12 protein-coding genes are annotated in these 13,002 nt (G+C 64.1%); 8 read left to right on the plus strand and 4 right to left on the minus strand.

Annotation, left to right across the window (positions count from 1 at the left end; all coding sequences use genetic code 11):
- The first annotated feature begins 49 nt into the window (after positions 1-49).
- From IDM28_RS19825 to IDM28_RS19835, 3 genes are all read left to right on the plus strand, one after another.
- Positions 50-505 carry a MaoC family dehydratase gene (locus tag IDM28_RS19825; protein ID WP_150570978.1) on the plus strand — a complete coding sequence of 152 codons (456 nt, stop codon included), beginning with the start codon at positions 50-52 and terminating at the stop codon, positions 503-505.
- A 103-nt stretch (positions 506-608) separates the two neighbouring features.
- Positions 609-2,342 carry a C13 family peptidase gene (locus IDM28_RS19830; RefSeq protein ID WP_188036729.1) on the plus strand — a complete coding sequence of 578 codons (1,734 nt, stop codon included), beginning with the start codon at positions 609-611 and terminating at the stop codon, positions 2,340-2,342.
- A gap of 26 nt (positions 2,343-2,368) precedes the next feature.
- A complete protein-coding gene (locus tag IDM28_RS19835; RefSeq protein ID WP_101322278.1) occupies positions 2,369-3,013 on the plus strand; it encodes an oxidoreductase in 645 nt (214 codons plus the stop codon).
- 28 nt (positions 3,014-3,041) lie between these two features.
- Here IDM28_RS19835 and IDM28_RS19840 read toward each other — a convergent pair whose 3' ends face one another.
- The 4 genes from IDM28_RS19840 to IDM28_RS19855 form a co-directional block, all read right to left on the minus strand.
- A complete protein-coding gene (locus IDM28_RS19840) occupies positions 3,042-3,329 on the minus strand; it encodes a YceK/YidQ family lipoprotein (RefSeq protein ID WP_101322279.1) in 288 nt (95 codons plus the stop codon).
- Complete coding sequence (gene ubiX / locus IDM28_RS19845; RefSeq protein ID WP_101322280.1) at positions 3,326-3,955, minus strand: flavin prenyltransferase UbiX; 630 nt, start codon at positions 3,953-3,955, stop codon at positions 3,326-3,328. The genes IDM28_RS19840 and ubiX overlap by 4 nt, the downstream gene beginning before the upstream one ends.
- Positions 3,952-5,301 carry a UDP-N-acetylmuramate:L-alanyl-gamma-D-glutamyl-meso-diaminopimelate ligase gene (mpl, locus tag IDM28_RS19850; protein WP_150570980.1) on the minus strand — a complete coding sequence of 450 codons (1,350 nt, stop codon included), beginning with the start codon at positions 5,299-5,301 and terminating at the stop codon, positions 3,952-3,954. The genes ubiX and mpl overlap by 4 nt, the downstream gene beginning before the upstream one ends.
- A 68-nt stretch (positions 5,302-5,369) precedes the next feature.
- Positions 5,370-7,274 (minus strand): sigma-54-dependent Fis family transcriptional regulator, encoded by a 1,905-nt coding sequence (locus IDM28_RS19855; RefSeq protein ID WP_188036730.1) that lies wholly within the window; start codon positions 7,272-7,274, stop codon positions 5,370-5,372.
- Positions 7,275-7,336: 62 nt separating this feature from the next.
- Between IDM28_RS19855 and IDM28_RS19860 the strand changes: the two genes are divergently transcribed.
- From IDM28_RS19860 to eutC, 5 genes are all read left to right on the plus strand, one after another.
- Positions 7,337-7,504: a hypothetical protein gene (locus tag IDM28_RS19860; RefSeq protein ID WP_188036731.1), complete on the plus strand. Its 168-nt coding sequence runs from the start codon at positions 7,337-7,339 to the stop codon at positions 7,502-7,504.
- Between the two features lie 38 nt (positions 7,505-7,542).
- Complete coding sequence (locus tag IDM28_RS19865) at positions 7,543-9,063, plus strand: aldehyde dehydrogenase family protein (protein WP_101322283.1); 1,521 nt, start codon at positions 7,543-7,545, stop codon at positions 9,061-9,063.
- Positions 9,064-9,272: 209 nt separating this feature from the next.
- Entirely contained in the window at positions 9,273-10,721 is a 1,449-nt protein-coding gene (eat, locus tag IDM28_RS19870; RefSeq protein WP_101322284.1) for an ethanolamine permease, read from the plus strand.
- A gap of 49 nt (positions 10,722-10,770) precedes the next feature.
- The gene (locus tag IDM28_RS19875; RefSeq protein WP_188036732.1) at positions 10,771-12,165 is read left to right on the plus strand and encodes an ethanolamine ammonia-lyase subunit EutB; all 1,395 of its coding nucleotides are present in this window, start codon (positions 10,771-10,773) and stop codon (positions 12,163-12,165) included.
- A gap of 8 nt (positions 12,166-12,173) precedes the next feature.
- Positions 12,174-12,992, plus strand: a complete 819-nt coding sequence (eutC, locus tag IDM28_RS19880; RefSeq protein ID WP_188036733.1) for an ethanolamine ammonia-lyase subunit EutC — start codon at positions 12,174-12,176, stop codon at positions 12,990-12,992.
- Positions 12,993-13,002: the final 10 nt, after the last annotated feature.

The following is a 13,002-nucleotide window of genomic DNA, read 5'->3' on the forward strand; positions in this document are numbered from 1 at the left end:
CTTGCACGCGCGTACCACTTGAGCAGACACGACAACCTGGAGAGTCACGATGCCCTATGTACCTGTTGCAGCGCTTTCGCAGTATGTTGGTAAGGAACTGGGACGTTCCGCCTGGCTGACCATCGATCAGCAACGCATCAACCTGTTCGCCGAAGCCACTGGCGATTTCCAGTTCATCCACGTCGACCCGGAACAAGCCAGCAAGACTCCGTTCGGCTGCACCATCGCCCATGGCTTTCTGACCCTGTCGCTGATCCCCAAGCTGATGGAAGACATCCTCGTGCTGCCCGAGGGCATGAAGATGATCGTCAACTATGGCCTGGACAGCGTGCGCTTCATCCAGCCAGTCAAGGTCGACAGCAATGTGCGTCTCAAGGTCGAGCTGAAGGAAGCGACCGAGAAAAAGCCTGGCCAGTGGCTGCTGAAGATCCTCGCTACCCTGGAAATCGAAGGCGAAGACAAGCCGGCTTATATCGCCGAGCCGTTGACCCTGTGTTTCGTCTGAGCCACTGACGGGGCTGCCACGCGGCCCTGCGATTGCTGGCTGGGCACTGTCTCAGCCCACGCATTGTGCGGCATACTCGGCACATCTATTGCCGAGATCCGCCATGCGTGTACTGCTGCCCCTCGCCCTCACCGTTCTGCTTGCTGCCTGTGGCGACGGCGAACCACTGTCGCCGCCAGACGCCCGCCTGCCTGACGGTGGCCGCTACCGCGGCCAGGTGGTCAATGGCCTGCTGCAGGGCGAGGGCCGGATCGACTACCCCAATGGCAGTTGGTACGCCGGCACCTTCGCCAACGGCCAGTGGCATGGCCAGGGCGAATGGCATGGCAGCAACGGCGAGGTCTACCGCGGCCAGTTCGCCAGCGGCCTGTTCGAGGGCCTGGGCGAGCTGACCACGCCCGGCAGCCACTACACAGGCACCTTCAAGCATGGCCGGCGCGACGGTGAAGGCACCCTCAAACAGAACGATCAGGTCTACCGTGGCCAGTTCAAGGACGACCAGTACCATGGCGCCGGCGAGCTCAAGTTGACCGACGGCAGCCAGTACCAGGGCCTGTTCGCCAAGGGCCAGCCGAACGGCGCCGGGGTGCGCAGCGATGCCAGCGGCAATCAGTTCAGTGGCTACTTCGTCGATGGCCAGCTGCAAGGCAGCGGCACTTACGACAGCGCCGATGGCGAGCAGTACATCGGCGAATTCAAGGACAACCGCCTGCAAGGCCGCGGCCGCTTCGAAAACGCCGACGGCGACGTCTGGATCGGTGAGTTCAGCGATGGCTCGCTGGACGGCCAGGGCGAGCTGCTGGGCAGCGATGGCAGCCGCTACAAGGGCGGCTTTCGCAACTGGCGGTTCTCGGGCGAAGGCCGCCTGCACCTGGCGGACGGCAGCCAGTACATCGGCGGTTTTGCCGACGACGCCTACCAGGGCCATGGCCGCCTGATCCACGCCGACGGCCGCATCGAGGGCGGCTACTGGGTCAAGGGCGTGCGTGTGCGCGACGAACAGAGCAAGCTGCTGCCCGACCCGCTCGACCTGGCTCTGCTCAATCAGGGCAAGCTGCTCAAGGACGCGCTGGCCCAGGTGCCGCCATCCAAGGCGCCGATCCAGCTGTACAGCCTGGTGCTGGCCGGCGATGGCCAGCAAAGTGTGTTCATGCGTGAAGCCGACTATGTCAGCAACATGCTCAAGGTGCGCTTTGGCGCCAGCGGCCAGATCACCCTGGTCAACCACCGCGATCACCTGGCCGATCGGCCAATGGCCACCCGCGAGAACCTCACCCGCGCCGCCACAACCCTGGCCGAGCGCAGCGGCCCGGAAGACCTGATCTTCATCTACCTGACCAGCCACGGCAGCGCCGATCACCAGCTGGTGCTCGACCAGCCGCGCCTGCAACTGGCCGATCTCTCCGCCGATGAGCTGGCCAGCACCCTCGCGCCGCTCAAAGACCGCGACAAGGTGGTGGTGATCTCGGCCTGCTACTCCGGCGGTTATATCCCGCCACTGAAAGATGAGCGGACCCTGATCATGACCGCCGCGCGCCCGGACCGGGTGTCATTTGGCTGTTCGGAAGAGGCCGACTTCACCTATTTCGGCGACGCCCTGTTCGCTGAAGCCCTGAACCAGACCGACGATTTGAAACAGGCGTTTGAACTGGCGCGCGCCAGCGTTGCCGAACGGGAACGTAGGGAAGGTTTCGAGGCCTCTGAACCGCAGCTGTGGGCGCCGCCCGCAGTACTGGCACACTGGCAACGGCTGCGCCAGCAGCAGGCCGAAGAAGCCTTGCGCAATGAAGCTCAGACAGCCGTACCGCCGCAGGCAAAACCACCTGCTAAGCGCTAAGCTGTGTGTAACAAGGGAGAGACATCATGTACTTGACGCCTCAGCATGTCCTGATCGCCGGCGCTACTGGCTTGACAGGTGAACACCTGCTTGACCGGCTGCTCAATGAACCCACCATCAGTCGCGTGCTGGCGCCAACGCGCCGGCCGCTGGCAGAGCATCCACACCTGGAAAACCCGGTCGGCGACCCTGCGGTGTTTCTGCCGCAACTGGGCGGCCGAGTCGATATCGCCTTCTGCTGCCTGGGCACTACCATCAAGCAGGCGGGCTCGGAGTCGGCGTTTCGCGCTGTCGATCTGGACATGGTGGTGGCGTTCAGCAAACGTGCGCGGGAAATGGGTGCACGCCATCTGCTGGTGGTCAGCGCCATTGGCGCAGACCCCAAGTCGTCGGTGTTCTACAACCGGGTCAAAGGCGAAATGGAAGAGGCGCTGAAAGCGCAGGACTGGCCACAGCTGACCATCGTGCGGCCATCGCTGTTGCTCGGTGAGCGGATTGAACCGCGCCTCGCCGAGCGCCTGGCCGCGCCGATTGCCCGGCTGCTGCCTGGCAAGTACGGTGGCATCGAGGCGTGTACCCTGGCCCGGGCATTGTGGCGCCTGGCGCTGGAAGAAGAAGACGGTATCCGAGTGATCGAGTCGGACGAACTGCGCAAACTGGGTAAAAACTAAGCAATTGCCGGGGGCTGCCCCGGCAATCTCACAGCCCACCTGATGCGTTGAAGCCCACGCCAAGTGCAGTCAGCAACGACAGCGGCAGCAACAGGGTATCGAGCAGTGCGCTGCCGGGCAGGTCCAGCGCCGGATAAGCCGGGGCTTGCGCTCCAAAGCGATCCGCAGGGCAGCAGCCACCCTTCATCACATACCAATCCAGACGGGTGCCGGCGTATACCACCGGCGCCCCAGGCTTGTTCGCATCCAGCGTACGCACGGTGGCGCAGCCGCCCAGCGAAGTAGCGACCAGCAAGGCCAGCAGAGCCCGCCTCAATCATCCACTCCGTAGTGATGCTCGCCCCAGCGCGGCAGCATGTCCTGAGGGATGTTCAGCAGGTTGAGAATCCGCGCGACGACAAAGTCGACCAGGTCATCGATGGTCTGCGGCTGATGGTAGAACCCAGGCGCTGCAGGCAGAATCACCGCGCCCATCTGCGACAGCTTGAGCATGTTCTCCAGGTGAATGGTCGAGAACGGCGCCTCACGCGGCACCAGAATCAGCTGGCGGCGCTCCTTCAAAGTGACGTCGGCGGCACGCTCGATCAGGTTGTTGCAGGCACCTGTGGCAATCGCCGACAAGCTCCCGGTCGAGCACGGCACCACGACCATGGCCGCAGGCGCGCCGGAGCCGGACGCAACCGGCGACATCCAGTCTTCCTTGCCGTACACGCGAATCTGCCCGGCGGCAGCGCCGGTGTATTCGGTGAGGAAGGTCTGCATCGCCTGCGCCTTGGGCGGCAGCTGCACATCGGTCTCGGTGGCCATTACCAGCTGGGCGGCCTTCGAGATCAGAAAATGCACCTCGCGGTCTTCCCGTACCAGGCAATCGAGCAGGCGCAGGCCGTATTGCGCGCCGGAGGCGCCGGTCATGGCCAGGGTAATGCGCTGCGGGCCGTTCACTTCAAGGCCTCGGCCAGCTTGCCGTGCAGGCCGCCAAAGCCGCCGTTGCTCATGATCACCACATGGGTCCCGGGGCGCGCCTGGCCCTTGACCCGCTCGATGATCGCCTCAAGGCTGTCGGCGACAATCGCCGGCACTTTGCACTGCGCAGCAGTCGCGGCGAGATCCCAACCGAGGTTGGCCGGGGCATACCAGATCACCTGGTCGGCATCCTTGACGCTCTCGGGCAGGCCGTCGCGGTGCGCACCGAGCTTCATCGAATTGGAACGGGGTTCGATCACGGCGATCACCGGCGCCTCACCGACCTGCTTGCGCAGGCCATCGAGGGTGGTGGCAATCGCGGTCGGGTGGTGAGCGAAGTCATCATAGATGGTCACGCCCTGTACTTCAGCAACCTTCTCCATGCGCCGCTTGACGCTCTTGAAGGCATTCAGTCCGTCGATGGCCATCGCCGGGACGACGCCGACATGACGCGCCGCAGCCAGCGTCGCGAGGGCATTGGCAACGTTGTGCTGGCCAGTCATCGGCCAATTGACGGTGCCCTGCACCACGCCTTCGAACAGCACTTCAAACTGCGAGCCGTCGGCGCTGAGCAGGCGCGCCTGCCACTGCCCGCCAGCACCGGTGGTCTGCACCGGCGTCCAGCAGCCCATGCCGATCACCCGCTCCAGGGCTTGCTCGGTGGTCGGATGAATGACCAGCCCTTCACTCGGGATGGTCCGCACCAGGTGATGGAACTGACGCTCGATGGCGGCCAGGTCGGGGAAGATATCGGCGTGGTCGAACTCAAGGTTGTTGAGGATCGCGGTACGCGGGTGGTAATGGACGAACTTCGAGCGCTTGTCGAAGAAGGCGCTGTCGTATTCGTCGGCTTCGATCACGAAGAACGGCGTATCGCCGAGACGCGCCGACACCGAGAAGTTCTGCGGCACGCCACCAATGAGGAAGCCCGGGCTCATGCCCGCATGCTCCAGCACCCAGGCGAGCATGCTGCTGGTGGTGGTCTTGCCATGGGTGCCGGCGACAGCCAGGACCCAGCGGCCTTGCAGCACATGGTCGGCCAGCCACTGCGGGCCGGAAACATACGGCAGGCCTTTGTTCAGCACATATTCGACTGCCGGGTTGCCACGCGACATGGCGTTGCCGATCACCACCAGATCAGGGGCTGGCTCCAGCTGCGCCGGGTCATAGCCCTGGATCAGCTCGATGCCCTGGGCTTCGAGCTGGGTGCTCATCGGCGGATAGACATTGGCATCGGAGCCGGTGACCCGATGGCCGAGCTCTTTCGCCAGCACGGCCAGGGAGCCCATGAAAGTACCGCAAATACCGAGAATATGAATGTGCATGATCGACCTCGCAAAACGTCGAGGCAGGGTAGCCCAGGGCGCGCCAATTCGCACCCGCTGATTCAGCTTCAACTGACTCGGGTGATGCCGTGTCTGCGCAGTTTGCGATACAGGGTGTTGCGGCTGATGCCCAGGTGGCTGGCGACGTGGGTCAGGTGCCAGCGCAGTTGTTCAAGGGTGGCCAGCAGCGCTTCGCGCTCGGCATCGGCCAACGGCGCGGCCACGCTGGCATTAGCCGTTGCCGGAGCGGTGCGGGTGATGATCGCCGGCAGGTCAGCCAGACCGATGCGCCGATCGTCACACAGCGCCACCAGCGTACGCAGCACGTTGCGCAGCTGGCGCACGTTACCGGGCCAGGCGAAGGCCAGCAGCGCCTCACGCGCCGCCGGCTCCAGCTCAAGCGGCTGGCCATCGGCCTCCTGCGCCAGGATGAAGTCGAGCAACTGGCCCTTGTCGCTACGCTCGCGGACTGCTGGCAAGGGCACTTCGAGGCCGTTGAGGCGGTAGTAGAGGTCTTCGCGAAAACTGCCCTGCTCGACCCGCTCGAGCAGATCGCGGTGGGTGGCGCTGATGATGCGCACATCCACGGCCTGCGCCTCGCCGCCGATGGGCACTACCTGGCGTTCTTCCAGCACGCGCAGCAGGCGCGTCTGCAAGGCCAGCGGCATGTCGCCGATCTCGTCCAGCAGCAAGGTGCCGCCATCCGCCTGGAGCAGCTTGCCGCGCATGCCTTCCTTGCGCGCGCCGGTAAAGCTGCCGCCGCGATAACCGAACAGCTCGCTCTCGATCAGGCTCTCCGGGATCGACGCGCAGTTGATCGCCACAAACGGCTTGTGCCGGCGCTGGCTGGCCTGGTGCACCGCCTGGGCAAAGGCCTCCTTGCCGCAGCCGGTTTCACCACGCAGCAGCAATGGCACATCGCGCTCGAACACGCGCAGGGCGCGGCCAAAGTCGGTTTGCAGGGCCGGGTCGAGCAGGCAGATCTGCGCTGCTGGCGCCACCACCGGCAAGGGCTGCGCGGCGGGCACGGCCCAGGCCGCTACCGGTGCCTGCCCGCGCAGGCTGGCATAGACCTGACGGCCATCGCGGGTGTGCAGGGGCCAGGCGGTACTGCCCTGCGGCGTCGCGCGACCGAGCAACTCGTCGAGGTTGCAGGCAAAGAACATATCGATCGGTTTGCCCAGCACGCCACTGCGAATGCTGCCCAGCAGGTTCAGCGCGCTCTGGTTGGCCGCGCTGATCCGGCCATCGCCATCAAAGGCAAGCAAGCCTTCACTGAACAGCCCGACCGACTCTGCCTGCAGGTGAAAACGCAGCAGCCATTGGTGCTGGTAGTGGCGCAGGAAGTAGCAACTCTCGATCATCTTCGCCGACAGGTTGACCAGCGCCATGGTGTGGAACTGGCTCTGACGCGACACGTCGGCTCGCGCCGAGGACACGTCGAGCACCGCCAGCAGTTCGCCGTGCGGGTCGAATACCGGGCTCGCCGAGCAGGTCAGGCCGGTGTGGCGGCCACGAAAGTGTTCATTCTGATGAATGGTCAGCGCCTGGCGCTCGACCAGGCAGGTGCCGATGCCGTTGGTGCCCTCGCTGGCTTCGCTCCAGTCCGCCCCCAGCCACAGCCCGGCGCGCTCGAAGATACGCCGCTCGGTGGGCGCCGTGACGCAGTTGAGGATCACCCCGTGGGCATCGGTGAGCAGCACCGCATGGCCGGCGCCAGAGAGCTGCTGGTGCAGACTGTTCATCTCGCCGTCGGCAATGTGCAGCACCTGGCGCAGGCGCTCGCGGGTCTCCAACAGGCGCCCGTGCTCAAGCACCACCGGCGCCTGGCTGCGCGCAGGATCAAGGTGGTAGTCCTCCAGGCAACGCAGCCACGAACGGGCAATGGAAGGGTCGCTGGCCGGGCCGTTGCCTTCACCGCGGGCGGTGGTCAGGACCTGCTGGGCATGCTGGCTGAACGTGGTGTTCTGCATTTGTTGTTGGACTCCGCAGATACAGTCTGTGGCCAGCATCCTCCACCCGAGAAGCCTTTGCAATGGTGCGCTGGCGTGGCCGGCACAGGCTGTACCGCCAGTGGTACAAAGTGTCACCCAGCGCGTTCCAGCCCTGGCACAACGGCTGGCCGTCACGCCCGCTGCACTGGGCCAAGCCCTTGATCTACAAGGCCTGGCAGGCGCTGGCCCGACCTTTGCTCTACGCTTGATAACTCCCTAACAAACATAACTAACCAGGAGAGACACCATGCGTTACGCACATCCCGGTACCGACGGCGCCAAGGTCAACTTCAAGCGTCAGTACGGCAACTTCATCGGTGGCGAGTTCGTAGCTCCGGTCAAAGGTCAATATTTCGAAAACACTTCGCCGGTCAACGGCAAGCTGATCGCTGAATTCCCGCGCTCGACTGCCGAAGACATCGACAAGGCGCTGGACGCCGCCCACGCTGCTGCCGATGCCTGGGGCCGCACTTCGGTACAGGATCGCTCCAACGTACTGCTGAAGATTGCCGACCGTATCGAGCAGAACCTCGAGCTGCTGGCCATCACCGAAACCTGGGACAACGGCAAGCCGATCCGCGAAACCCTCAACGCCGACATCCCGCTGGCGGTCGACCACTTCCGCTACTTCGCGGGCTGCATCCGTGCCCAGGAAGGCGGCGCTGCCGAAATCAATGAAAACACCGTGGCCTATCACATCCACGAACCGCTGGGCGTGGTCGGCCAGATCATCCCGTGGAACTTCCCGATCCTGATGGCCGCGTGGAAGCTCGCCCCGGCCCTGGCTGCCGGCAACTGCGTGGTGCTCAAGCCCGCCGAGCAAACCCCGCTGGGCATCACCGTGCTGGTCGAACTGATCGGCGACCTGCTGCCACCTGGCGTGCTCAACGTGGTGCAGGGCTATGGCCGTGAGGCTGGCGAAGCGCTGGCGACCAGCAAGCGCATTGCCAAGATCGCCTTCACCGGCTCGACCCCAGTCGGTTCGCACATCATGAAATGCGCTGCCGAGAACATCATCCCGTCCACCGTCGAACTGGGGGGGAAGTCGCCGAACATCTACTTCGAAGACGTCATGCAGGCCGAGCCGAGCTTTATCGACAAGGCCGCCGAGGGCATGGTGCTGGCGTTCTTCAATCAGGGCGAAGTGTGCACCTGCCCATCGCGGGCGCTGGTCCAGGAGTCGATCTATCCGCAGTTCATGGAAGCGGTGCTGAACAAGGTCAAGCAGATCAAGCGTGGCGACCCGCTGGACACCGAGACCATGATCGGCGCTCAGGCCTCGCAGCAGCAGTTCGAGAAGATTCTCTCCTACCTGGACATCGCCCAGGCCGAAGGCGCCGAGCTGCTCAGCGGCGGCAAGGTGGAAAAACTCGAAGGCGCCCTGGCCACCGGCTATTACATCCAGCCGACCCTGCTCAAGGGCAACAACAAGATGCGCGTGTTCCAGGAAGAAATCTTCGGCCCGGTGGTCAGTGTCACCACCTTCAAGGACGAAGCTGAAGCGCTGGCGATTGCCAACGACACCGAGTTCGGCCTCGGCGCCGGGGTCTGGACCCGCGACATCAACCGCGCCTACCGCATGGGCCGTGGCATCAAAGCCGGCCGGGTATGGACCAACTGCTATCACCTGTACCCCGCGCACGCCGCGTTTGGTGGCTACAAAAAGTCCGGGGTTGGCCGCGAAACGCACAAGATGATGCTCGATCATTATCAGCAGACCAAGAACCTGCTGGTGAGCTACGACATCAATCCGCTGGGCTTCTTCTAAATACGCCCGGGGCTGCTTTGCAGCCCTTTCGCGACACAAGGCCGCTCCTACAGCCGACTGTGGGAGCGGGCTTCCCCGCGAAGGGCCGCAAAATGGCGATGACACACCACCCCCCCAGAGCAGCAACCGCTCTGGCGCGCTTCATGCAAGACAAATCACCAAGTGGCCGCACTCCCTTCGGCCCCCAAAAAAAATAACTGGTGAATCCAATGCCAAGCGATCATCCCGCCGGTACGCCGGCTACTTCTTCCGTCGATTTCGAAAAGGTCGGCTCCGACTATTTCCAGCAACGCGAATTGAAAAAAGGCGCCGCCGGCTGGGTCCTGCTGGTCGGTCTCGGGGTCGCCTATGTGATCTCCGGTGACTACGCCGGCTGGAACTTCGGCCTGGCCCAAGGCGGCTGGGGCGGCATGTTCCTCGCCACCTTGCTGATGGCGACGATGTACCTGTGCATGTGCTTCTCGCTGGCCGAACTGTCGTCGATGATCCCTACCGCCGGCGGTGGCTACGGCTTTGCCCGCAGTGCGTTCGGCCCGTGGGGCGGTTTTCTCACCGGCACCGCGATCCTGATCGAGTACGCCATTGCCCCCGCGGCGATTGCGGTGTTTATCGGCGCCTACTGCGAGTCGCTGTTCGGCATTGGCGGCTGGATGATCTACCTGGCCTTCTACATCATCTTCATCGGCATCCACATCTTTGGGGTCGGCGAGGCATTGAAGCTGATGTTCATCATCACCGCGGTGGCAGCGATTGCCCTGGTGGTGTTCCTGCTCGGCATGGTGCCCCATTTTGATGCGGCCAACCTGTTTGACATCGCTCCAACCAACGCCGCCGGCGCCAGCAGTTTCCTGCCGTTTGGCTACCTCGGTGTGTGGGCGGCAATCCCCTATGCGATCTGGTTCTTCCTCGCGGTCGAAGGCGTGCCGCTGGCTGCCGAAGAAACCAAGAACCCGAAACGTGACCTGCCGCGTGGCCTGATCGGCGCGATGCTGGTGCTGCTGGCGTTTGCCCTGCTGATTCTGGTGATCGGCCCCGGCGGAGCCGGCTCGGAAGCGCTGAAAGCCTCGGGTAACCCGTTGGTCGAAGCCCTGTCGAAAGCCTACGGCGGTTCGACCTGGATGGGCGGCTTCGTCAACCTGGTCGGCCTGGCCGGTTTGATCGCCAGCTTCTTCTCGATCATCTATGCCTACTCCCGGCAGATCTTCGCCCTGTCGCGCGCCGGCTACCTGCCGCGCAAGTTGTCGCAGACCAACAAGAGCAAGGCGCCGGTACTGGCGCTGATCATCCCGGGCATCATCGGTTTCGCGCTGTCGCTGACCGGTCAAGGTGATCTGCTGATTCTGGTCGCGGTTTTCGGCGCGACGCTGTCGTATGTATTGATGATGGCGGCGCACATCACCCTGCGTATCCGCCGGCCGAAAATGGACCGCCCGTACCGCACCCCGGGCGGCATCTTCACCTCGGGCGTGGCGCTGGTGCTGGCCTGCGTGGCGGTGATTGCCGGGTTCCTGGTCGATCCGCGAGTGGTAATTGGCGCTGCGGTGATCTATGCAGTATTGATTGCCTACTTTGCGTTCTACAGCCGTCACCACCTGGTAGCGGGCACACCGGAAGAAGAGTTCGCTGCGATCCAGAAGGCCGAAGAGGCCTTGCACTGATTGCCGCTATGCGCCGCAGGCCCTGCCTGCGGCGCTCTGGAGAGTCTGTATGGCAAGTTTCGTACACACGGTAGGCCATCTGGTCTACCGCTTCGACAGCCTCAAGGAAGTCATGGCCAAGGCCAGCCCGGCCCGCTCCGGTGACTTCCTCGCCGGAGTCGCCGCCGAAAATGACGGCGAACGCGTCGCCGCGCAGATGGCCCTGGCCAATATCCCCCTCACGCACTTTTTAAGCGAAGCGCTGATCCCCTACGAAGAGGACGAAGTCACCCGCCTGATCATCGACAGCCACGACGCTGAGGCCTTCGCCCCGGTCAGCCACCTGACCGTTGGCGGCTTGCGCGACTGGCTGCTCGGCGAGCAGGCCGATGAAGACAGCCTGCGCGCCCTCGCGCCTGGCCTGACCCCGGAAATGGCCGCGGCGGTGTCGAAGATCATGCGGGTACAGGACTTGATCCTGGTCGCGCAGAAGATCCGCGTAGTCACTCAGTTTCGCGGCACCATGGGTTTGCGCGGACGCCTGTCGACCCGCCTGCAGCCCAACCATCCGACCGATGAGCCAGCCGGGATCGCCGCGAGCATTCTCGACGGCCTGCTGTACGGCAACGGCGATGCGATGATCGGCATCAACCCGGCCACCGACAGCATTTCGTCGATCTGCGCCATGCTGGAAATGCTCGATGCGATCATCCAGCGCTACCAGATCCCGACCCAGGCCTGCGTGCTGACCCACGTCACCACCTCGATCGAGGCGATCAACCGCGGCGTGCCGCTGGACCTGGTGTTCCAGTCGATCGCCGGCAGCGAAGCGGCCAACGCCAGCTTTGGCATCAACCTCAATGTCTTGCAGGAAGGCTATGAAGCCGGCCTGTCGCTCAAGCGTGGCACCGTCGGGCAGAACCTGATGTATTTCGAGACCGGCCAGGGCAGCGCGCTGTCGGCCAACGCCCACCATGGCGTCGACCAGCAGACCTGCGAAACCCGCGCCTACGCCGTGGCGCGCCACTTCAAGCCGTTTCTGGTCAATACCGTGGTCGGTTTCATCGGCCCGGAGTACTTGTACAACGGCAAGCAGATCATCCGTGCCGGCCTCGAAGACCACTTCTGCGGCAAGCTGCTCGGTGTGCCGATGGGTTGCGACATCTGCTACACCAACCACGCCGAAGCCGATCAGGACGACATGGACACCCTGTTGACCCTGCTGGGGGTCGCCGGGATCAACTTCATCATGGGCATCCCCGGTTCCGACGACATCATGCTCAACTACCAGACCACCTCGTTCCACGACGCCCTCTACGCGCGCCAGACCCTTGGCCTCAAGCCCGGGCCGGAATTCGAAGCCTGGCTGGAGCGCACCGGCATCTTCACCCAGGCCGATGGCCGCATTCGCTTTGGCGACAACCTGCCGCCCGCTTTTTGCCAGGCCTTGGCGCAGCTCGCATAGGGATGACCATGGATCAGCACCCACCAACCACCGACAACCCCTGGCTGGCCCTGCGCAGCCTGACTCCGGCGCGCATCGCCCTGGGCCGCAGCGGCATCAGCCTGCCGACCAGCGCCCAGCTGGATTTCCAGTTCGCCCACGCCCAGGCCCGCGATGCCGTGCACCTGCCGTTCGACCACGCCGGGCTGCGCAGTCAGCTCAGCGACCGCGGCCGCGAAAGCCTGCTGCTGCACAGCGCCGCCAGTGATCGCGACCAGTACCTGCAGCGCCCTGACCTGGGTCGACGGCTAAATGAAGCCTCGGTCGAACAACTGCGCGAGCACGTAAAGGCCAACCCCGGCGGGGTCGATCTGGCTATCGTCGTGGCCGATGGCCTTTCTGCGCTGGCGGTGCATCGGCATACCTTGCCGTTTCTCAGCCGCTTTGAAGAGCAGGCCGCAGCCGATGGCTGGAGCAGCGCACCGGTGGTGCTGGTCGAACAAGGCCGCGTCGCGGTCGCCGACGAGGTCGGCCAGTTGCTCGGTGCACGCATGACGGTCATGCTGATCGGCGAACGACCGGGGCTGAGCTCGCCCGACAGCCTGGGCCTGTACTTCACCTTCGCGCCCAAGGTCGGCCTGACCGATGCTTATCGCAACTGCATCTCCAACGTGCGTTTAGAGGGGTTGAGCTACGGCATGGCCGCGCATCGCCTGTTGTATCTGATGCGCGAAGCGTGTCGGCGCCAGCTGTCGGGCGTGAACCTCAAGGACGAAGCCGAGGTACTGAGCCTCGACTCGTCAGACCCCAGCGCAAAACGCGGTAACTTTTTGCTCGGCGAACAGTAGTTATCACTGC

It is taken from the genome of Pseudomonas sp. EZ-C24 (assembly GCF_014525325.1).
GTDB lineage: Bacteria > Pseudomonadota > Gammaproteobacteria > Pseudomonadales > Pseudomonadaceae > Aquipseudomonas > Aquipseudomonas shirazensis.